This window comes from Enterobacter cloacae complex sp. 370H10 (assembly GCF_050031535.1).
In the GTDB taxonomy this organism is placed as follows: domain Bacteria; phylum Pseudomonadota; class Gammaproteobacteria; order Enterobacterales; family Enterobacteriaceae; genus Enterobacter; species Enterobacter intestinihominis.
On record NZ_JBLGWG010000001.1, the window covers coordinates 924,813 to 945,101 of the forward strand.

At 43.9% G+C, this 20,289-nt stretch carries 21 protein-coding genes, 1 tRNA gene and 1 pseudogene; 15 read left to right on the top strand and 8 right to left on the bottom strand.

The features are described 5' to 3' along the window. Positions 1 to 22 precede the first annotated feature (22 nt). The 4 genes from ACQG2Q_RS04345 to ACQG2Q_RS04360 all read left to right on the top strand — a co-directional run bounded on the left by ACQG2Q_RS04345 (position 23) and on the right by ACQG2Q_RS04360 (position 2,081). A tRNA-Thr gene (locus tag ACQG2Q_RS04345) sits at positions 23 to 98 on the top strand. 580 nt (positions 99 to 678) lie between these two features. Beyond that, positions 679 to 837 (top strand): hypothetical protein, encoded by a 159-nt coding sequence (locus tag ACQG2Q_RS04350; RefSeq protein ID WP_023303150.1) that lies wholly within the window; start codon positions 679 to 681, stop codon positions 835 to 837. 157 nt (positions 838 to 994) lie between these two features. Further along, positions 995 to 1,237 carry a hypothetical protein gene (locus ACQG2Q_RS04355; RefSeq protein WP_023303151.1) on the top strand — a complete coding sequence of 81 codons (243 nt, stop codon included), beginning with the start codon at positions 995 to 997 and terminating at the stop codon, positions 1,235 to 1,237. A gap of 472 nt (positions 1,238 to 1,709) precedes the next feature. Next, positions 1,710 to 2,081 carry a hypothetical protein gene (locus ACQG2Q_RS04360; protein ID WP_023303152.1) on the top strand — a complete coding sequence of 124 codons (372 nt, stop codon included), beginning with the start codon at positions 1,710 to 1,712 and terminating at the stop codon, positions 2,079 to 2,081. Positions 2,082 to 2,159: 78 nt separating this feature from the next. Here the strand turns inward: ACQG2Q_RS04360 and ACQG2Q_RS04365 are convergent, their stop codons facing one another. Continuing rightward, the gene (locus ACQG2Q_RS04365) at positions 2,160 to 2,777 is read right to left on the bottom strand and encodes a tyrosine-type recombinase/integrase (protein WP_045259856.1); all 618 of its coding nucleotides are present in this window, start codon (positions 2,775 to 2,777) and stop codon (positions 2,160 to 2,162) included. A gap of 1,855 nt (positions 2,778 to 4,632) precedes the next feature. Between ACQG2Q_RS04365 and ACQG2Q_RS04370 the strand changes: the two genes are divergently transcribed. The 9 genes from ACQG2Q_RS04370 to ACQG2Q_RS04410 all read left to right on the top strand — a co-directional run bounded on the left by ACQG2Q_RS04370 (position 4,633) and on the right by ACQG2Q_RS04410 (position 11,387). Further along, entirely contained in the window at positions 4,633 to 4,788 is a 156-nt protein-coding gene (locus tag ACQG2Q_RS04370) for a hypothetical protein (protein ID WP_163358893.1), read from the top strand. Positions 4,789 to 4,806: 18 nt separating this feature from the next. Next, positions 4,807 to 4,974: a hypothetical protein gene (locus ACQG2Q_RS04375; protein ID WP_163358892.1), complete on the top strand. Its 168-nt coding sequence runs from the start codon at positions 4,807 to 4,809 to the stop codon at positions 4,972 to 4,974. A 102-nt stretch (positions 4,975 to 5,076) separates the two neighbouring features. Next, positions 5,077 to 5,778, top strand: coding sequence for a hypothetical protein (locus ACQG2Q_RS04380; RefSeq protein ID WP_096216925.1), 702 nt, complete (start codon positions 5,077 to 5,079; stop codon positions 5,776 to 5,778). 398 nt (positions 5,779 to 6,176) lie between these two features. Further along, positions 6,177 to 6,572, top strand: coding sequence for a hypothetical protein (locus tag ACQG2Q_RS04385; RefSeq protein ID WP_176486865.1), 396 nt, complete (start codon positions 6,177 to 6,179; stop codon positions 6,570 to 6,572). After that, entirely contained in the window at positions 6,562 to 6,912 is a 351-nt protein-coding gene (locus tag ACQG2Q_RS04390) for a hypothetical protein (protein ID WP_045259859.1), read from the top strand. The genes ACQG2Q_RS04385 and ACQG2Q_RS04390 overlap by 11 nt, the downstream gene beginning before the upstream one ends. 656 nt (positions 6,913 to 7,568) lie before the next feature. After that, a complete protein-coding gene (locus tag ACQG2Q_RS04395; protein ID WP_003862898.1) occupies positions 7,569 to 7,784 on the top strand; it encodes a hypothetical protein in 216 nt (71 codons plus the stop codon). Next, positions 7,781 to 8,140 (top strand): hypothetical protein, encoded by a 360-nt coding sequence (locus ACQG2Q_RS04400; protein WP_023303159.1) that lies wholly within the window; start codon positions 7,781 to 7,783, stop codon positions 8,138 to 8,140. Before ACQG2Q_RS04395 ends, ACQG2Q_RS04400 begins: the two co-directional genes overlap by 4 nt. Positions 8,141 to 8,165: 25 nt before the next feature. Beyond that, positions 8,166 to 9,197 (top strand): major capsid protein, encoded by a 1,032-nt coding sequence (locus tag ACQG2Q_RS04405; protein ID WP_176486866.1) that lies wholly within the window; start codon positions 8,166 to 8,168, stop codon positions 9,195 to 9,197. A gap of 324 nt (positions 9,198 to 9,521) precedes the next feature. Continuing rightward, positions 9,522 to 11,387: a cell envelope integrity protein TolA gene (locus tag ACQG2Q_RS04410; protein ID WP_045259862.1), complete on the top strand. Its 1,866-nt coding sequence runs from the start codon at positions 9,522 to 9,524 to the stop codon at positions 11,385 to 11,387. A gap of 42 nt (positions 11,388 to 11,429) precedes the next feature. Here ACQG2Q_RS04410 and ACQG2Q_RS04415 read toward each other — a convergent pair whose 3' ends face one another. Together ACQG2Q_RS04415 and ACQG2Q_RS04420 are read right to left on the bottom strand one after the other, a co-directional pair. Then, entirely contained in the window at positions 11,430 to 12,101 is a 672-nt protein-coding gene (locus ACQG2Q_RS04415; protein ID WP_023303163.1) for an EAL domain-containing protein, read from the bottom strand. Positions 12,102 to 12,394: 293 nt separating this feature from the next. After that, on the bottom strand, positions 12,395 to 13,645 hold the full coding sequence (locus tag ACQG2Q_RS04420; protein ID WP_045259863.1) for a DUF6538 domain-containing protein: 1,251 nt from the start codon (positions 13,643 to 13,645) through the stop codon (positions 12,395 to 12,397). Between the two features lie 321 nt (positions 13,646 to 13,966). Between ACQG2Q_RS04420 and ACQG2Q_RS04425 the strand changes: the two genes are divergently transcribed. Then, positions 13,967 to 15,136, top strand: coding sequence for a tyrosine-type recombinase/integrase (locus tag ACQG2Q_RS04425; protein ID WP_426759067.1), 1,170 nt, complete (start codon positions 13,967 to 13,969; stop codon positions 15,134 to 15,136). A gap of 112 nt (positions 15,137 to 15,248) precedes the next feature. Here ACQG2Q_RS04425 and gapS4b read toward each other — a convergent pair whose 3' ends face one another. From gapS4b to ACQG2Q_RS04450, 5 genes and pseudogenes are all read right to left on the bottom strand, one after another. After that, entirely contained in the window at positions 15,249 to 16,379 is a 1,131-nt protein-coding gene (gapS4b, locus tag ACQG2Q_RS04430; RefSeq protein WP_180238042.1) for a GapS4b family protein, read from the bottom strand. Beyond that, positions 16,369 to 17,289, bottom strand: a complete 921-nt coding sequence (gene gapS4a, locus ACQG2Q_RS04435; protein WP_074169646.1) for a GapS4a family protein — start codon at positions 17,287 to 17,289, stop codon at positions 16,369 to 16,371. Before gapS4a ends, gapS4b begins: the two co-directional genes overlap by 11 nt. 347 nt (positions 17,290 to 17,636) lie before the next feature. Then, positions 17,637 to 18,004, bottom strand: a pseudogene (locus ACQG2Q_RS04440) (helix-turn-helix domain-containing protein). Positions 18,005 to 18,060: 56 nt separating this feature from the next. Further along, positions 18,061 to 18,312 carry a DUF1471 domain-containing protein gene (locus tag ACQG2Q_RS04445; protein ID WP_063850127.1) on the bottom strand — a complete coding sequence of 84 codons (252 nt, stop codon included), beginning with the start codon at positions 18,310 to 18,312 and terminating at the stop codon, positions 18,061 to 18,063. Positions 18,313 to 18,450: 138 nt separating this feature from the next. Then, on the bottom strand, positions 18,451 to 19,227 hold the full coding sequence (locus tag ACQG2Q_RS04450) for an SDR family oxidoreductase (RefSeq protein ID WP_426759068.1): 777 nt from the start codon (positions 19,225 to 19,227) through the stop codon (positions 18,451 to 18,453). 148 nt (positions 19,228 to 19,375) lie between these two features. Between ACQG2Q_RS04450 and ACQG2Q_RS04455 the strand changes: the two genes are divergently transcribed. Further along, on the top strand, positions 19,376 to 20,269 hold the full coding sequence (locus ACQG2Q_RS04455; RefSeq protein WP_063850131.1) for a LysR family transcriptional regulator: 894 nt from the start codon (positions 19,376 to 19,378) through the stop codon (positions 20,267 to 20,269). Positions 20,270 to 20,289: the final 20 nt, after the last annotated feature.

Here is a 20,289-nt window from a genome sequence, read left to right on the forward strand (position 1 = left end):
CGCTCGTAACCGGCCTCTCAGGGCCGATATAGCTCAGTTGGTAGAGCAGCGCATTCGTAATGCGAAGGTCGTAGGTTCGACTCCTATTATCGGCACCATCAACAGAAAATCCCGTAAAAACAGCATTCTTTAGCATGTTTATCTAACGGTTTGTAACTTCTGTTCTAACGTCTGTTAGCACTGGTAAACGCCTTTGCGTTGTATCGGCTCAAGTATTGTACAACGTACTGGCGGGTAGTTACCAGGCTCAAGCCCGAACAGCATTAGAAATTATGCCATCCCTTGAAGCTAAAAGAGTTGCCGGACTCTCTAAACACATCACTTGAACCCTTAGCGATACGTTCCGCGCTTCGTGCGGCGCTCAATGATGCTACACGTCGAGATGACGTTGCAGAGAATAAACAGGCGTAATGTTGGGAAGACTAACCGGATCGGGAAAGAATCCGGCTCTGCCACGGTTTCGATCACCGGAGTATAACGATCACCTGATAAGAGAACGTGCTAAGGCTTTATCCTCCCTGCGAAGGGATTACACCCTGCGGAAGCGCTACGCGCCGCCTTTTCTTATGTGCCCAACACGGCACGTAATGGTCATCCATTATCTGCACCATTGTAACTTTCGTTGTACTGTCTCTCTGCTGTACGTTGAGCGCTGGCAGATTCAGCGGAGGTGATATCATGTCAAAAGCCACGAATAAGGCAGCCACTAAGCGCAACAACCGTAAGATTCACGCTCGTAAATTCCTTGCTACGCCAGAAGGTAAAGCTTGGCTTGCTAAGAAGCAGGAAGAGCGAGAGGAAATCAAGCTGGCGCGAACGGCTAACAACATGTTTTAAGCTACCCATCACGGTGCTAAATGGCTTATATCGTCTAAAATCTATTAGTTGCACAATTTAGTGGGCTCTTTCTTTGGAGACACTCACCTTGACTGGAGAGCAACGAGATTTTGTTGAGTCAATGTATCAGGATAATACTAACAGTAGGGGGATGGTAATGACCAATAAGCAGTTACGTATCCACTATGGGTTTCATGGAAAACATAAAGAGAAAATTATTGAATGGGACGGATGTGATCAAATCAATACCGTGTTGTCAGCGCTTGTTGAAGATTTGAATATACCGACAGCTACTCAGACAGTTAACCTCCTTGAGCATGGCATTGATGATGTGTTCTTCTTTGATGAAGTAAGCAAAAAGTGGGAAGAGATCCCTACAAAATGGTTGGCAAGGGCATAAGGGGGCGATGTCCCCTTTATTTTATTTTTTAATATCGCCAGTACATTGATACTCCATTGAGACCAGTGTTTCCATACATCCGCTTGAGGATGGTTGAGAACAAACTGAAGTATAACCGCCGAAAGGCTAAGCACCAGAATAGCCACATGCAGCGCAACGCTGTGCTGCTGCTTGAGCGCCTTGCTGGACGTTCACTTTAGGGGGGCGAACATCCCGAAAGAATAACTCGTTTTTACAGTCTCATCAGACTTGCTACCACCAGTTAGAACCTGTTGTTTCTATACAGCACACCCAGACAGAAGCAGAGAAGAAGCTAACAACATCAATAAACTTTTACGCATCAAGGATCATCCCTACCAAGAGTTTTTGTGTTAAGTTGTTGCGGTAAGATTGCTAACTTAAAATATAGCCTCAAAAACTGTAAGAGTTTTCTTAATGATTTCTGTCTGATTCTTGAAAGAAGGAATAATAGTTGCTGCGCGTGATAATGTTAATTGTTTCTATCTTGGCATTACCTGAAACATTAGGTTGCTCTTTTATTGTGTTCTTGTTTGTGAATAACTGGTTAAGTAAACAGGAGGCGATTGCCATCGCGCGTATTATTGCCGTCGAGATGCGTTCATCTGGTTATATAGATAGTTTCGAACTTCGTGTGAGCAGATTTGGGGCGAAGAAGTTTTTTAGTATGTTTGGGGAGTTTTACCTCAACCAATTTGATCCCGACACACGAGAGAGAAAGTATCAGGGGGATGTATCTCTGCAAGGTGTGGGTAATGTGTACTGTGAGTTCACTTATGATCACTACAAGTTTACCAAGTGCACCCTCACTGCTGGTGTGTTCTGATTGCTTTCCAAATGCTCTGGTGCGCCTTGCGTTAACCTTTCAGTCTCATGAGCGCCAGCGGCAGTACAATCACATGTTTCATACGTGCGTCCCTCTCTTAATGCCTGTTGAATACTTCGTTCGTAGTGCGTCCACTTTGGCCTGAGTGATCCCCAGGTAGGCGCGTGTGTGTTCGGTGGAGCGATGCCCTAACATTTTACTAATCACCTCTAAATCCTCATTGTTATTATGGGCAATCGTTGCCACGGTCTTACGTGCGCTGTGCATTGCGATCACTGCGTCCGGTGGAAGGAGGCCGCGCATCTTGAGCTTATCTACTGCATACTGAATCTCTGCATGGATTTTAGAACGGCTGATCGGCTTACCCTTGCTCCGGTTACTGTCATTCTGGAACACATATACATTATTCCCGCGCTCGTTATAACGAGCTTTCAACACCTCCCTTGCTGTCTCCGTGAGTTCCACTTCTACCGCTTCCTTTGTCTTGTCCTGTGTTATACGCAATACCTTGCTACCAATATTCAGTTCGTCCCAGCGCCAGGAACGCATATCCACGCCGCGAAGCTGTGTCTCTACTCCTATAAGGAAGAGATCCGCCACTGTCTGGCTCTTCTTCGCGATTTCCTCCACTACAATCTTCACCTGTTCGGCGCTCTCAAGTCCGTCTGTACGCTTTGCACCCTTACTGATTGCCATTCTCTACCTCCACAATCTGTCTTTATGGTGTAAATATTGATCAAAAACAGAAGGATAGCAAGATCATTTTGTTCGCATTTGCATAAATGTCTTATTGGTGGGGTTTAGGAAGTATTAAGTGGCATTAAACGCGATTAAAGCCGATTTGGGGGAGCGCGGTTGCGAGAAGTGCTTAACGGACTAAAACCAGGCCTCCCGATCTGGTGATTTCGTGAGTTTAAAATATCTTATTGATTTATAATGGTTTTATTTTTAACAATGATGTTTCATGGAAACTTTATTTTGTCAATATATTTATTTTTACACCCTGATTTTGCCCCAGGAATAGCCGAAAAAAGGCCAATAAATCGAGCTAAAATATAAGTGATTGTTTCTACTAAATGATGAATAGGACAGATAACCTGAATGTCCTATCGGAGTGAGATATCGCACGACAGATGATAATAATTCTCACATGAGTTGATTGCACCAAGAAATGATTAGAATGCTAATGAATTGGTGGGATTTGACATGGAAAAAGAAGCATCGTTTCAATTTAGAAAGCTCGTTCGACAAATCCGGCACGGGTGCAAAGTGGTTTTCATGACAAACAGCGCTGTATCCTGCGTTACACAACGGTTTGGCTAAGTGGGGGCATTCTCACATTGAAAGTGAACAATCTACTTTAGCTTACATTTACACCGATTCTTTACCTGTCATTTAAGATAGGTTTTGACGTTATTAATGTAGGGGTTTGATAGGGGTAATCTAAGATTTGCCCCTGGCTGTTCTTAGGATTGTTGCATGTGCGATTCGTAGTGAGCAGGGCGACGATCTACCGTTGGGTGAAATGGCGTTTTTTGCTATCTTGGCGGTAGGTTAGTCCACTGTGACATACGGGGTAGGTCTGAGTGATATAGGGGGTAGGTCAGGCTGACCTGGGGGGTAGGTCACGGTGACACATAATAAGATTAACTATAATACTAATAATAAGATCAGTTATTAGATCAGTGCCTTTTGCGCTTGTCGCAAAGATCATTTGCTGGCGGCTCTTCGCCGTCACTCCTGGCAAGCAGCCTTACTCCGCTACCTTTCGGGCTACGTTGGCTGGCCTCGTTCCGCCCACGACGCAGCAAAGCGTTATCTATACATTCTGTATGGTGCAATGGCGTTAGCCACCGTGAAAACGGTTGCACATGATCACTTCGCCGTGGGCGAATCTCTCTGCGCTGTGCGCGGTATGTAACCATCTACTAACCATCTAACGATGCTTACCAGATGCCAACTCTACCTACCTCCTATTACCTCCCCTACATCCTTTCGTCTGTAGTGGTGCTAATTCTCGAAGGTAGAGCAGCAGGGCTAAGGCTTCACTGTTCGCTGATAGCTCCAGTTCATCCAGCCTCAATCCAATACCAACACCTACTATCCTGATAACTACCGTTATCCCTCTGTAGTTGTGCTATTGGTTTCGGTAAGTGCCAGAGGGCGCACAGGAAGCCCATAGAGCGCTTTAAACGGTGCAGGGAATACCGATGTAGTGCATGTGTATGCAAACCTCGTATGACGCGATACAGCGCGTTTTATGGTGAATGGTAGAGGTTGATCCCAACTGGAGAGTGTGTTATGATCTGAAATGGGATAAATTAACATTTGCCTATTGACATTTGAATCATTTCATGATACAGTAACTAAGTAGGGTGATGAAAGCATTCATCCTGTCATCTTCTTAGGCATTCTGCCTACCCCGAAAATCCAAATTACACCGCACTATCAGGCAACGTTAATAACGTTCTCCCCTGGACGGTGTTTTCGTTTATCTCACGCAAGGAGAATCAACATTAAGTATTTTAATCCAGAACTTGTCTTCGAGGCTTTGAAAACTGGAGACAAGACCCGCAAGGCAATTAACAGCCAGCGAGCAGCAGCACAGCGTCAAGGATATTTGGAACACGCTGAAAGATTGCGTAAAGGAATCGAACTTTACGATCAATGGAAAGCTGAACAGGCTGAAACCACCGCCAACGAATAAACCAGAAGGAGAAACCATATGAGCGAGAAGAAAACCAAACTACCGCCGTCCACATCGTTAATGATCCCTGATGCGACATTTCAGATTCTATTCAAAGAAGCAAAGCGCCGAAAAATGAGCGTAAGCGCACTACTTCTTGAAGAGTGTCAAAACCTGGCGGTTAAATATTCGAAAGCTGGCGCGTAATAACCACGAGACAGCATTTACACCCACCCCACGAATGAGAAGCGGAGAAAACCAAATGAAGAGCATTCGTAAATTACTGAGCATACACAGGAGCAAACAACAATGGCAAAATCCCTCGCCCAGATTCAGGCAAAACATAAACACGACTATCAAGATGAAGATGGTAAAACTGTAACATCGCATACCTTTATTAAAGAATTTACCTTCTTCGAAGACATTGAACGCCTTTATTCGAACGATTTTCCCGATGGTAAAGTGATCGACAGTTTTCACGTCGCTTTGTATTGCCGCTTTTTGAGTTATCAAGCGAACGATAGTAATTGCTACGAGAGCCACGCTACGTTGGCGAGAAAACATAAAACATCATCTTCAACGGTAAAAAGACGTATTGAAGACCTAAGGAAGTTAGGTCTGGTGATAACAGACGAACACCCAGATCCCAATATTTCATCGCTGCTTTATACTGCATTACCACTTACTGATGCTCATGTTATCCCACCAGATCAATTACCAGCAGCACCCATTATCGTTTCTAACGAAGTGCCAGCCCCTGATCCAGTGAAGACAGTAGAAACCCACGAAGACATACCAGCAATAACGCCTCAAAGAATCCGTACTTCAGACGCAGTGAAACACCTGTTTGAAAATTTGTCACAACGGCGAGAGGACGAGAGCTTTTATTCCTGGTCATCAAGAGTGCTTCAACGAATCGGAATAGATCATTCAATGGGAATCGAGCAACTATTTCAGGAAACACACCCGTATGAATACACCCAGATTGAACAATCAACGATACCATTTTAACGGAGACCTAATTGATACAATATATAAAACTAAACAACACAAACCAGATACAGATCAACGATAGCGGGAAGGGCGTTTACTATGCCTTGGTTTGGTTCTGGAGAGGACGTAGGACACGCATTTCCTACGGCGAGCTATCTGATAAATCCGGTGTAAGTGATAACGGGATAAGGTTCTGGCTTCGTGCGCTGCGCAACATTGGTGTGATTGAGATAGACGATGAAAGCCATTATCTATCATTCACTCTGAAACACATCGAACGAGACAATGTAGAATTTATCTACTCTAATTTCTAAAACACACAATAGGGAAACTTTTATGATAACTGCTTTATGGTGGTTCACCATATTCTATGGCGTTCACGTTATGACAAGGAGGTTTCCCTCTACGAGGAATGAATGGGAAAAAGAAAACGTAACGTAGTTACAAAATTTGAACGAAACGCACAATCATTATTACGAACATCTGATTTTCAAAATCTATCTCGCCTTTCGAAGGAATACAATTCTGTTCCTGGTGAATGGCAAACTACAATAATTGAAGAGAATAGCCCTGCAATGTCTCCTGACGAGATGGGCGCATTACAGGATATTCTCAATAGCTGCCCTGGTGCATTCTGGAAACCCAGGAAGATTAAAATATTCAATGTGGATTCTTCAAACTTCCACAAATGGCAAATTCTTAATTTCTCCTCATACGAACATTATTGCGGATGGCTTTCGGTTAATCACCTTAACAATTTAACCCGCGACTTTGACACCCTATTTGATACCAAGGAACATTATGACTCTTAACACTATGGACACCGTGAACATCGTGAACATCGTGAACACCCTAATTAACTCTTTCCACGACATTTGGCATTTACCAGCCCTGCGGCTTGTTAATAAGGCGTGGTGTGAGAGAACGCCCTCCGCGCTCCTGGAAGCGATACAATACACTGAAGAGGCAATTACCGCCCTTGAGCACTGGAACGCTGCTGTAGAGCACCTGGTGCAGATGAACGGGGATACCGTCACCGTGGATCAGGCGTGGCGCATTGCCAATGATATGGAGGAGCTTGCCCTCGCTATGGAACACATCACCGTTGAACTCGGAGAGCTTGCCATCCAGATCGCGGAAGAATGCGCATAACATAAAAGTTACGAAATGTCTTGACTTATTGTGCTATTTGTGTCATAATAGAGGTATAGGGTAAGTATTCGAATCACTCACCCTCGTATGACAATACGCACTCCCTGAGAATGCCGTTTCCCATAGCGGCACTCTCTCCCTCTGAGTGCTATTTCTGAAAGTGTTGGTTCTTTCTTCTTTGTCTTGTTTGTTCCGAAGGAATGCGCGGGATGTAATGTCTCGTTGTGTTGGTATTGCATCGCAATCACCGCGCATCTCCGACTTTTTCAGAAAGGGCATTCGCTCTTTACTCATTCATTCCGTTAGGGTGAATGTAGTCAGACTGAATAAACGCCGTCAGCGGTAGTTACGTTCAGGCTGGCAAATTCTTATTACTATTCCAGGGTGATAAGAAATTCCATTCCCACTTCTCGCCATGACAGAAGGGCTTCTGTTCTGAAGTGGGAGCAAAGCACCCCCGATCTTTTTTTAATCTCCTAAGATATAAAACGGGGGTTCTTTTTTAGAAGTCACTCTTAACCTCATTCCTCCTGAAAATGATGTTAACAATGCCTCTCTAACAAGGTATTCCTCCAGGGGCTTAACCGCCCCTTTTTAATCGTCTGTGTGTAACATTTTCGTTATTAACGGCAGACACAACGCGAAGGAAACGAAGAATGTTTCTCTTAAACAATCGCGACCGAATCCTAAAATACAAATCCGAAGTGATTCAAGTTAATCCTGAGTTAATAGCTAAAGTGGCTGAAATGGCAGGATGTACCGTTGAGGAAATAGAAAAAGCTGTAGAACAGTATTTCCCTTCTGAGGACACACCTCAGCTTAGTATGCAGGAACGGATCGCAATCAAATCCAAGGAAATCAAACAACAATGATTGTAGACCTAACCGAACTTTTCCCAATTCGTAAGAGTTTCACGGACGTAGTGAGCTACGCCACTGATTCTTTTGCAGTCGTAGAAGGTCGTGTTTTCGACCTGCCAGCGGATATTCAATGCGCCGATGTCATCGGGGCTGATGGCGCTTTATACACCTCCGGCGATAATGCCTTTGTGGTGGTAAGTGATTTCGTGAGTGCTGGCGACGGTAAAACCGTGAATGTCCTACGTGCGCCTAATGTTGGCAGCTTCGTAGCGCTCAAAGCCGACAACCTGAATGCAGCTAACCACGCCGCAGCTATTACCACGCTCGAATCCAAAGGATTCGTATGCCGTCCATTCTTCACCTCTTAATCAAGGATGATCATTAATGACTAAAATCGTAATTGGGCGTGAGATGGTCGATTTAGCGCCAATCTTCCAGGCCCTGCCGGAACGTAACTACCTTATGAATGCCCTCGACCTCTTCGACGGAGTAGGTGTTCAGAATCCGAAAGTGGTGGTGACACAGCTTCTGGATGATAACTACAGCCTGTTTAACACCCCGCAGAGCCGTTATTCATCAAACCACGACACTACCGCGCGTCAGAATGGTAAAGAATATTTGGTGGAGATTCCTTGGTTTGCAAGGGAAGACACCTTCAAACCAGTAGACGTACAAGGGAAAAGGGTACAAGGCACTGATTACGAACAAACCGTTACAGACTTGTACACCGAATACACTGGGAAACATAAAATTGCTTACCTTCGTACCCGAGAATCGTACCTGGCCCGCTGCCTCTTCAAAGGTGAAGTGTACACCCCTGCAACTGATGACCTGCTGATCTCTTATGCTGAATTGTTTGGCGTTGTGCCAATGACAGCCAGCGTGAGTGCAGCGACAGCGGCACAGGATTTTGATGCCATCTTAGACAAAGTTCAGGCTGCCGCAGGTGGATTGGCTGGTCAGATTGAACGAGTGATCGTATTCGCTAAACCTGCTGCATTCAGCCAGATTCGCTTCTCTGACAGTATGTCTAAAGCGTTCCAGTATGTAGCGCCATATGACGACCGTAACCTGTTCTACCAGCGTCACGAGCTTCTCCCTGGTGTTTCAACCTTTAGCCTACCTGGTAGCCCAGTAGATTTTGTGAAGGTCACAGACACGCTGATCCTTGCACAGATGCCAGATGATGCTGACATGGTGGCGGTTCCGGTGTTCAGCAAGGGCAGTGGCAGTACAAACCCTTATCAGAACATCTACGGCGCTGCCTCTGGCAACTTTGCGCTGATTGATGCTGCACCTGCTGAATACTACTCCTGGGGCTACCTGAGCGAGCGCGGCGATGCTTACCACGTTATGCACGAAAACAGCGCACTGCCTGTAAACCATGCGTTAGGTATGCAGGTGAAAATCACCATCACTGCTTAATGAGCAAGCGGCAGCCTGCCGCTGGAAATAATCAGGCGTTTTAATGAGGGATGCTCACTAATCCACAGCGCAATTGTGGCTCTGGTTGCATCCCTTTTTTTATTTCCCCCATAACAAGAGGAAAAATAGAGGTGGAACTCATACTCAAATCCAATCGTGGCCTACACGTCCGACTGAGTGCAGACGATGCAGAAGGGCTGCTCAAGGTGAGCCAGCTTTGCGAGCTATTAGAGATATCGTATACGGGCGTTAGAGCGCGTATTTTCCGTGGTGAAACCGTCGAAGCGGCAATTCATCACTTCTTGGATCAGAAAGGCGGTGGTGATGCTTGATATCAACGTAGCTTCCATCAAGACGACCGTTTCCTTTGTGGTCGATAAACAAAGTCTGGCGGAAGCCCGTAAAGCTGGCGATGACCTGAAAAAATACTTTGAGAAAATAGCCGATCCGAAGATTCGCTTCCAGGCTCAAAAGCAGCGCAGACAGAAAGCCCGTCAACAAGCTGACGATGCACGTTTTAATGATAAACCTCGTGATACGAAGGAAATGAAAGCCCAACGTGCGGCGGAGAAGCAGAAAGTCAGGGATGAAAAGGCTAATCTGAAAGCGAAGCAGCAGCTACAGAAGCGCCAGGAAGTAGCCGAACTTAGACTTCGCCATGCAGGGCTGCAAATCTCTGGGATTAAAGGTAAATACGAGCTTGATCCTAAGTCTCAATATGAAGCGTTACGTTTCATACGTCAGCAAACAGAGGAATTTGCCAAAGGCAATCTGACCAGTGCCCGTATGAACGCATCTATTCGTGAGCGTGTAACTCTGTTACGCAGAGAAGCCGCACAACAAGCGAAAGTGACACAGGCACAGCGTACCCAGTATGCCGCAGCAGCCACTAAGCTAAAGGCTCAGAAGGGCGGGAATGCTCCTATCGTCGGTGGTGGGGTATTAGGAAGCCTTGCGTTAACGGCTGGCTCCCTCGGAGTGGGGCAGCGAATTGTTGACAAAGGGAATGATAACCTCGAACTGGTGAGAATGAGTGAACGTGTGAAAACCAACCCAAACGCCATAAAAACGATGGTAGCCTGGGGACAGCAACACGGTGTTGATTCAGCTAATACCTCAAAAGCCGTCGATAACATGAAAGATGTGCGTGAACGCCTCGCCATGACTGTTAACGATGCTCAAATGAAGAAAGGCGAATGGAAGGGTGGGGATGGTGGCATTACGTCGATAATGAACAAATTTGGATGGAGTAAGGATCAGATTTCCAAGTTCCAAGATTCACCACTCGATTTTGTTCAAGCTACGGTGAATGAAGGGCAACGCCGTGGTATGTCACAGGCTCAGATTGGTACGTTGATCGAGAGTTTAGGTGATGACCTGATGCACTACACCGATATGTTCATGAATAACGGTGCAGAGTATAACAAGACGCTGAAAACTCTCGTTGAATCGGGGCAGACGCTGAACGACGAGCAAATCCGCCAGGTATCCGCTTACGGCGATCTGTCCGTGGCAATGGGTAATCTGATGAATGGAGTAGACAATCAGTTGTTTACAGGCTGGATGAAAGGCTTTGCCGATGGGGGCGACGATCTGGTAAGGAAAACCAAAATTATCACCGAAGCGGCGGGAATGCTTGGAGAGGGCTTAGGCAATCTCTCGAAAGAAATCACTGGGTTTGTGGGTGAGATTTCCAGTGTTGTGAGTGATATCAATAAAGGGCTGAAAGAACGTTTCCCTGTATGGTTTGCTGAAAAAGATAAACCAGCGGCCCAGGCTCTCTATGATGGTGCTGTTACAGGCTCTGCCAACAGTGCTGCCGATTGGGTGCAGGACAAGACAGGGTTTGATACCCGTAGTGTAGGTCATGCTGTTAAAGATTGGTTAGGAATAGATGATCAGCCTACAGGGACAGCGGTAGAACAATACAGTCTGAATGGTGATTCTCTGCCAGGGGGATCGCTTCGTGATTCTGCTATATCATCCCTAACCAGCACCAATAGTGCGCCATCGTACAATCTTGCACCTGTATTCAATCTCAATCTTGAGGCGTCTGTTCCGCTCACAATTGCGAGTGATTCAAGTAGGCTTGCGGATTATGTGGATTTTACGGCGAAAGCTTCACAAGCGGCGTTTACTCAGTCACTAACCTTGTCAGCCTTGAGCGGTCAAAGCAGTACAGGCGGGTGATACATCAAAGGGGCGTAAGCCCCTTTTTTGATGGTTTCAACACTACAGCAATAAATCCACGTTTTTAAAAGGGACAGATTTAAAAAGATACCCCTGTAATCCCCAAACCCCCACCTCACGCAGTATTCCCAAATGTTCTCGATTCTCAATCCCTTCGATAATAACTTTGCCGCAGTGTTTTTTAATTGATGCAATTAACTGGTTGAAGGTTGGTTTTTTCACCTGCTCATTGAAGAAAATACGATCTATTTTTACCACTTCAAAGTAACCTTCTATCAAACTAACTACATTTGCATTACCTGCCCCAAGGTCATCGAGCCATAGCCCATTTACACCCTGGCTCAGCGATTTTAATAAGGGACTTTTCAATCCCTTATCCAAACCAGGGAAATGCTCAGAAAGTTCAAGTTTGATGAATGGCATCGATTCGAAAGTTTGTCTAAGTATGTAGTCATGACGTATTAAAAAAGCCATTTTCTGATCAATGTTCAGTGTACAAAATAGATTCTTTCGTTCGAACCACGTTTGCATAGTGGCAATGTTTCCACATTGTTCGTATAGGAAAAGCCGCTTCCTATCTAAATCCCAAGATGAAATTACGAATTCAGGGTGAAGGGGGCGTCCATCTGAGGCAATGAAGCGAGTGAGAAGCTCAACGCCTAACAACCTCTCGTCAATGCTCACTATAGGATCAGCAATGAATGTAGTATCCATAACAAATACCTTAAATTTTAATTAAAATTATATTGTAATTTTTATCACAATAAAGCAATAGTATTGCTAAAATTTATGGTACGGATGCAGGGTTTTGACTAAGTGATTGATATAAAATGACTTTTTACTTTGCGGTGGGTGTTTGCTGATTGTTATATATTAGTCTTGTGATGTATTTCTGGTTGTTTTTTTGCTCGGTTTTTTGTTTGATACTGGTTCATCTTCACCTAAATATATAAGTAATGTAATAATGTTCTATTCGATAAGTTAACGAGGGGCTTACGCCCCTTTTCTTATGGGTTGTCAATTTTTGAATAGCGTAGCAATTCGATGTACTGCTGTAGCTCAACAGGGGAGGCGGCATTCTTGCTGTATGTTTTGAAACTCTCCGTTTCTCCTCTCGAATGTCCCAGAAGAAGGGCTATGCGATCTTCTGGGACGGGGGTTAACTTATCTCGACCAACCCCGCCCCTATCCAGAGTTTGAGCAACGAGATGCCTGATCGAGTGAAACACCTTGTTTTCCTGCCCTGGGAGAATGTCGCGTTTAAGTCGTCCAAAGCGGTTTACATGCCACGAGGAGCGCTTGCCGTCCTCTCTCTTGGTCACACTTGCACGGTAGAATAAAAAACCGTTGTGCGGCTTCTGGCAGCGTTCCAGAACCATTGTTCTAATCGCACTATGAAGTGGAACCAACCGCGCCGCATTGCGTGTCTTACCCTCCGTAACCTCGAAACATAGCACCCCCTCTACTTCACAGATATTGTCTGATTTTAAACTGGCTATTTCATTAATGCGCATCCCGCTATAAGCGGCGATAGTGGTCACATCCCTTAGCTCGTCCTCTCCTAACTTGTTAAACGCGCTAATGAGCTTCGTAATATCCTCTTCCGTGAATGCCTCGTAACTCTGGCGGCTCTGCGCTGTGTTGAGTTTATGCCCCCTGAACACGTTACTTTCCAGCGGTGGGGCGTCCTGGTATCGGGAAGAGGCAAGATCGAAAATGTTTGCCATTGCTGATAGATAGTTAGCCACTGTCTGGACTGCCTTTGTCTCTCTGAGATGATCAAGCCAGCCTGTAACGGTGGTACGGTTGATATCGTTAAGTTCCACATCCTTCTTTCGCAGGTAATTCAGGAATAGTTCTACGGCTTTCCTGGTCTTGCTTAATGTTCCCATTTTCAGGCGATCAGCGTTATGCATAAGGTAGATCTCTAACATCTTAATCAGAGAAGGGCATTGGTAGATAATCGGCGCTGATGCTTTCGGGGCAGCTTTCGCGTACTTAGCCACGCTCTTTAAATAGCTGATCGTGTCCTGCAAGCTGTCCGGTTTTGGCGGCTCTGCAATTTGCCTGATGTGGTGAAATTCATCGGCTATAACATCACGCTTCCTACGAGCCACACGAAGATCGGAAGTTTTCAGACTACGGACGAGAGTTTTTCTTCCACCAAATGCATTACGGAGCCATACAGGAATTGAGATCCTGACGTAATAAACTCCGTAACTATCGGAAATGATGTATTGATCCGGCTTGTATTTCATTTTCCACCCCGTTAAAGTTGAGGGGCGTTTATCATGTGCAGGGTGAATGCCAGATTATCAGCGTGCGTAAAAATCGTTAAATCAGGTAGTTGCGAAGGTCGTAGAAGAAGACCCGAACACAAGATTTATCGCGTGTTACACTCCTATTATCGGCACCATTTCAAGCTCTTCCCAGGTCTACCGAAATCAACTAAAAGCCCGTATACTGCGGTTTCTGGCCCGTATCTTATCTCCTGTTATCAACTGTGCTCAACCGAAATCAAGTTACAGTTGGGGGCATAAGTGGGGGCATTCTGTGTTCGGTCCAGGGAGATGCCCCCAATGAAGCTAAATGCACGACAGGTAGACGCCGCTAAACCCAGAGAGAAGGCCTACAAGCTGGCAGATGGTGCTGGTTTGTATCTTGAGGTTGTTCCCTCTGGTTCCAGATACTGGCGGATGAAGTATCGCTTCAATGGAAAAGAGAAGCGTATGGCTTTTGGTGTCTATCCAGCAGTGTCCCTTGCACAAGCGAGGGCACTACGTGATGAAGCCAAGAAAAAGCTGGCTGAGGGCATCGATCCGTCTTTCGCTAAGAAAGAAGAAAAGCTGGTTCGCGATGTGCAGCTCAACAACACGTTTCAGGCTGTGGCGCTTGAATGGCACGGAACGAAGGTGAGCCGGTGGTCAGAAGGCTATGCCTCCGACATTATCGAAGCTTTCAATAAAGATATTTTCCCCTATATCGGCCAGCAGCCAGTGAATGAAATCAAACCGCTGGTTCTGCTTAATGTGCTGCGTCGAATGGAAAGCCGTGGCGCGACAGAGAAGGCTAAGAAGGTTCGCCAGCGCTGCAGCGAAGTCTTTCGTTACGCCATCGTTACCGGATGCGCGGAATACAATCCTGCTGCAGATCTAACCAGTGCGATGTCAGGGCATGAATCGAAACATTACCCCTTCCTTACCGTTGAGGAGTTACCAGACTTCTTTAAAGCCCTATCCAGCTATACAGGAAGCCCGCTAGTTGTTCTTGCCGCTCGGCTGCTGATCCTTACGGGAGTTCGTACAGGCGAGCTTCGAGGTGCTTTCTGGAGTGAGTTTGATCTTGAAAAAGCGGTGTGGGAAATACCTGCCGAGCGTATGAAGATGAAACGGCCCCATCTTGTCCCCCTTTCTACCCAAGCGCTGGAAATCGTACAGCAGCTCAAAGTGATGTCTGGGCAATATCCTCTGGTGTTTCCTGGGAGGAATGATCCCCGCAAAACAATGAGCGAAGCGAGTATTAATCAGGTGTTCAAGCGGATTGGATACACGGGGAAGGTAACGGGGCATGGTTTCCGTCACACGATGAGTACGATTTTGCATGAAGAAGGGTTCAATACGGCGTGGATTGAAACCCAGATGGCTCACGTTGATAAGAATGCGATTCGTGGGACGTATAACCATGCTCAGTATCTGGAAGGGCGTAGGGAGATGATGCAGTGGTATAGTGATTATTTAAAACTGTTATAAATAATATTTCATTACTAATGATTGTTTTTGGAAATTTTAATTTAATAAAATAAAGCCATTTTTAATATTTATATAACCCCATCTCTAATTAATTATTGATGGGGTTTCATGATTATAATTTTTTGTACTTACGGAGTAATTCAGCTTTTCTTGTCTCGATCTGTCGCATTATTAAGTCTTGTATTTCATTCAACCTCTCTTGAGAGGCCCCTTTCATTTTTATATTTACAACAGTAATGCATAATTCTGGATTGAGAGAGTTTTTACGTCCGTAATCGCTAAATTCATATGAGACTTTACAATCGCCCTCATATTTACCATGTGCAATTGTATAACTAGCTAATACTTTAGTTACTTTAACGTATGGGTGAATATGTTTCCATTTTATTGATATGATTTTATCAAGATCCCCTTTAACCCGATATTGCTCAATATCTTTTTCAAGGAAATTGGTTACTAATTGAGGTTGTGTAGAGTAATCTGCATCTTTATCTGGATTGAAATGAACATCATCAATTTTTTTATAGTAAAATTCGTACCCAATGTGCTGTTTAGCAAGTTCGCTTAAAAATGATACACGATATTCATTTTCAAAATCGTTAAAGAGTACTTTCCCACCATGAGGGGAGTCTTTGATGATTTGATCTTTAAGGAGTTTACTTTCAACTAACGACACAATTCGTTCAGATATTTCTTTTGTTTCTGGTGATGTATGATTCAATTTAACATTCATTAATAGTTGAGCACGTACGCCATCATAATCTTTCTTAATTTCTACAGAACCTCTGAAAAATTTCTCGGTGATATACCAATCGTCTAATATATCTTTACGACATAACTCGAACTCCATTATTATAGAGTTATTTGATTTGCCATCTAACGATGTAAAATCTTTAAAATCAGAAATTTCAATGTTAGTATATTCATTACTTATTAAATCATCAACATCGATACATCCACTAAGTTCTTCTAAAAGTTCAGCGTCATTGTCAATCTCAAAATTACGAAAATTAACTTTATCTAATTTTTCTTTTGTTTTGATGCTTTGGAGTAATTCATAGGATTCTTCAGGACTCAAAAAAGAAGTTATTAGATTGGGGACTGTTATGGTCTTTTCTGAAGAAGAGCAGAATACCCCTCTCTCCCGCAATATGTTATTAATTATTGTGGCTGTACAGTTCATTTGTCCAACTAGATTTTTTAATTCGTCACCAGATGGAATGAAGTCAATTTTATTTCTCATTTTTGATATTCCTGAAGTTAGAATTATAAGATGAGATTTGTACATCTATGCTCTCTATGATGTCATCATCTTCATTTATTTGTGACATTTTAACTTCATCTATTATAGGATCGTCGGTGAGCGCGTTATATTGTCTGAAGTATATTTCATAGTGGCTTGAAAAGTCAGAGCATAATTTTCTGGCTAAATTGAAAACAAGAATTAGGGACTCTTTACTAAAATCGAAATCACAAAGTAAAATAAATCTTCGACCATTTTCAGATGCAACAGATATAGGGATTATTGGTGATGTGATATATTCTACTGGCATAATTTTTGTGTGTGTTTTTGAAGATGCTATATTTAATGTTGTATTATTGCAAAAAAAATCGCAATCTTTATATTTTTTTCTAATGAAGTTTAATGACTCAAATAAAAATTTAGCTCTTGCATTATCAATGACATGAATTGTATTAAATTTTAATGTGCTATCTATTCTGGTATTTGCTATAGTGCCTTTAATATTATCTTTTTCTTCATTCTCATCATTGTTTAAATAAAACAATACACCAATATCTTCTTTTCGAGAACTGCCTTTAAAGTTTTTGGTAATGTTCCTTTTTAGTTGTGATTTATTGTAACATTCAATTGTGTTGGCAATATCTTTAAAATGATCTCTAAAGGTTGATTTGACACTAGTGTAAGATGATGCAGAGTATTTAGCAGAAACAACAACACTAACTAATGTCTGTTTTTGAAGTAGAGAATCATATACGTATAAAGCATCGACACCATGTGTTATTTTTTCATGTGTTGAAACACAGCAATCTACTTTTTTATTATTGCACATGTTCCGCCAACCAAATAGAGTTAGAAAATCATTGACAATATCTTCGCCTACTTCACCAACGTATTTTGAAAATTCACCCATAATCGTCATCACAAAGTTTAAAATAACAATATTTTACAGTAATTGATCAATGAGTGCTATGCATAATTTTCGTGATCTATATCACAATTTATGATTTTTATTCTATGCAATGAGGCACTTACTGACTTGAGTGGCTTATGCGTTAACCTTTTTAAGACTTGGAAAATCATAACAAGTGTATCGAAAATAGGGATTTAAAGATTAACGTTGATGGAGCCTTTGAGTTTTTTATTAATTTAATTAATTTTTCTTCTTAAATGGTTATGTTGAAGTTATATTCTCAATTTTTTATTGGTAACTAGAAAGTACCTTAGTAAATGTAATAAAGTCGTAGTGTCTACATGAATTTAAAAAGGTAAAGATTTGGACCTATCTTTAGTAATGGTCAACTTATTTATTTTCCGATACATCATGGGTGGGTATTTATAAGTTTTGGAAAAGACCCTCGTAAATGTCTGTTGGGAATCGTATCCATACTTATAAGCGATCTCCATAATTGATTCATTAGTATCAATAAGATCTTTGCTGCAAGTCTAAGTTTCGTATCTCTTATGTACTTTCCAAGGCTAACTTCTTTCACCTGTACAAAAATACGCTGAAGATGCCACTTGGAGTATCCTGCCCGCGCAGCAACATCCTCTATCTTCAGCGGCTTATGTAAGTTTGAATCAATCCATTGAGTTATCTCATCAATGATGTCTTCTGTTCTGAACATAAATCGACGCTCACTATAAGAGGGCTGAGACACATCCTGTTCGAGATGCTAATGATTTACTTATAGATTTCAGCAACCCCGTGCAGTCGATTATTCCCCGTGGTTGACAGAATTTTGAACGACGTTGCTCCTTGCTCATCAGCCTTACGAGAGAGCGCATCCGATAACTCATCAAGTGTATAGGCATTGCTTGCCGAGACGACACCGATCTTTTCTTTCCCATCTGCATGATTAATTTCTTGAGCAGCAGAAACGGAATTCACAGAAATAAATCCCATGACCAATGTAGCAATAAGTAGTGCTTTCATATCTAATACCTCTTTAAACTCTATGTTTGAAACTGAACTCGTATCAGGGGGGAACGCCCACTGTCTATATATTCAAATATACAGACCTAAGCTGTCATGAGACTGACCGCTATATGACAAAATTGTCAGGGTTGTAGATTAGTTAAATTTTGAATACAAATTCAGCTCGTTAACAATGCACTCCGGTTCTTCCCTGAGAGGCATATTGTCTATGTCTAAAACCCCATCATTTTTTTGTGGATCATCAGCCTGCAGGTCTGCAAACAGTGGGTTAAGATCCTGCTGTGCTTCACCTCGTTCAGCCACCAGCTCGAACGTTTTATTTTTTGCCTCGTCGTGGGTCAGGGCACTGACGAGAACCAGGGCGATTTGTTCCCGGGATATCACACCATCTTCCGGTGTTCCTGCATGGCGACGATCTCCCTGAAGCATAACGATTCGGTGTTCATCATCATTGTTGTAATCAAACCAGCCGGGCCTGACGATGGTATAGGGGTGACCAGTGGCCCTGACCAGACGCTCGGCACGTCTTTTCCAGTCATGAACCTCAGTGCGTTGATTCCAGGTGCTGAGTCGTTCAGTCACGCCAATCGTGCTCATCAGGCTGATACGAACAGATACATCCCTGAATATTCGTAAAATATTGCGCACTCCGCCATAATCTATCGCCCTGGCACCAATACGACCCTGACCATCGGAACCGAGAGTGAAGATGATGGCATCGATATCTTTCGGTAATTCGGTGAGTGTTTCAGGCAATGAAACATCGCCGTAAAAAATATCTGTTCCCCGAGGAAGCGATTTCACTTTGCGCTTATTTCGGATCAGCGCTACAGGCTGATGGCCCATTTTGATAGCGGTATTGACGACATGAAGGCCAATACTTCCTGTCGCCCCTGCAACGAGTATTTTCATGATAAACCTACTGATAATTCAGACTTATTTTCGATACGGTCAGAATATCAATTATCATTAATGTCAGTAATGGGGCTAAAATGATTGTGTCTATGAACACCCTTCATGAGTGTGCGATGAAGGGAATGCCTCCATAAGGAAATCGCCGATGCTCAAAGAAAATTTCAACGAACTGCAAATCTTTCTTGTGGTGGCAAGGGAGCGAAGTTTTACCAAAGCGGCGGGTAAACTGGGCGTTTCTCAATCTGCACTCAGCCACGCGATGAAGGCCCTGGAGGAAAGGCTGAATATCCGCCTTCTGACCCGCACGACCCGAAGCGTTGCCCCTACAGAGGCCGGTGAGAGAATTATTGCCTGCCTTGAACCGCGTATTGCCGATCTTGAACAGGAACTGGAATCGCTGGTTCAGCTGAACGGCACTGCCTCCGGCAATATCCGTTTATCTGCCGGGGAGCATGCCGCGCGAAGTCTGGTATGGCCGAAGCTAAAGCCTTTTCTGCGGGAATACCCGGAAATCAATCTCGAACTGGTGGTGGATAACGGCTTTGTCGATATTGTTGAGGGGCGTTTTGATGCCGGGATCCGTCTGGGCGAAAGCGTGGATAAGGACATGATTGCGGTAAGAATTGGGCCGGACATGAGAATGGCTGTGGTAGGAGCGCCGTCTTATTTCGCTGCAAATCCTGCACCTGAAACGCCGCACGAACTACAAAATCATCGGTGTATCAATATGCGCCTGCCGACAGCCGGTGGGCTTTACCACTGGGAGTTTGAGAAGGAAGGGAAACCGTTGCGGGTCAGAGTGGAGGGGCAGGTAACCTTTAATCTGCAGGCAGAAAGGATTGATGCGGCGTTATCCGGTTTTGGCCTCGCCTGCATACCTGAAGACAGGGTGCAGGATTATATAAAGTCAGGAGAGCTTATTCAGGTTTTGCAGGACTGGTGCCCATCTTTCCCCGGATATTACCTCTACTACCCGAGCCGCAAGCAGCATCCGCCTGCTTTTGCGCTGATGATCGATGCACTTCGCTACCAGGAATAACGGGTCCGCCAATTGCAGCG

Coding starts and splice junctions, on each gene's coding strand:
- ACQG2Q_RS04350 (WP_023303150.1), top strand. CDS start 679: ATGTCAAAAGCCACGAATAAGGCAGCCACTAAGCGCAACAACCGTAAG.
- ACQG2Q_RS04355 (WP_023303151.1), top strand. CDS start 995: ATGACCAATAAGCAGTTACGTATCCACTATGGGTTTCATGGAAAACAT.
- ACQG2Q_RS04365 (WP_045259856.1), bottom strand. CDS start 2,777: ATGGCAATCAGTAAGGGTGCAAAGCGTACAGACGGACTTGAGAGCGCC.
- ACQG2Q_RS04375 (WP_163358892.1), top strand. CDS start 4,807: ATGAGCGAGAAGAAAACCAAACTACCGCCGTCCACATCGTTAATGATC.
- ACQG2Q_RS04380 (WP_096216925.1), top strand. CDS start 5,077: ATGGCAAAATCCCTCGCCCAGATTCAGGCAAAACATAAACACGACTAT.
- ACQG2Q_RS04385 (WP_176486865.1), top strand. CDS start 6,177: ATGGGAAAAAGAAAACGTAACGTAGTTACAAAATTTGAACGAAACGCA.
- ACQG2Q_RS04390 (WP_045259859.1), top strand. CDS start 6,562: ATGACTCTTAACACTATGGACACCGTGAACATCGTGAACATCGTGAAC.
- ACQG2Q_RS04395 (WP_003862898.1), top strand. CDS start 7,569: ATGTTTCTCTTAAACAATCGCGACCGAATCCTAAAATACAAATCCGAA.
- ACQG2Q_RS04400 (WP_023303159.1), top strand. CDS start 7,781: ATGATTGTAGACCTAACCGAACTTTTCCCAATTCGTAAGAGTTTCACG.
- ACQG2Q_RS04410 (WP_045259862.1), top strand. CDS start 9,522: ATGCTTGATATCAACGTAGCTTCCATCAAGACGACCGTTTCCTTTGTG.
- ACQG2Q_RS04415 (WP_023303163.1), bottom strand. CDS start 12,101: ATGGATACTACATTCATTGCTGATCCTATAGTGAGCATTGACGAGAGG.
- ACQG2Q_RS04420 (WP_045259863.1), bottom strand. CDS start 13,645: ATGAAATACAAGCCGGATCAATACATCATTTCCGATAGTTACGGAGTT.
- ACQG2Q_RS04425 (WP_426759067.1), top strand. CDS start 13,967: ATGAAGCTAAATGCACGACAGGTAGACGCCGCTAAACCCAGAGAGAAG.
- gapS4b (WP_180238042.1), bottom strand. CDS start 16,379: ATGAGAAATAAAATTGACTTCATTCCATCTGGTGACGAATTAAAAAAT.
- gapS4a (WP_074169646.1), bottom strand. CDS start 17,289: ATGGGTGAATTTTCAAAATACGTTGGTGAAGTAGGCGAAGATATTGTC.
- ACQG2Q_RS04445 (WP_063850127.1), bottom strand. CDS start 18,312: ATGAAAGCACTACTTATTGCTACATTGGTCATGGGATTTATTTCTGTG.
- ACQG2Q_RS04450 (WP_426759068.1), bottom strand. CDS start 19,227: ATGAAAATACTCGTTGCAGGGGCGACAGGAAGTATTGGCCTTCATGTC.
- ACQG2Q_RS04455 (WP_063850131.1), top strand. CDS start 19,376: ATGCTCAAAGAAAATTTCAACGAACTGCAAATCTTTCTTGTGGTGGCA.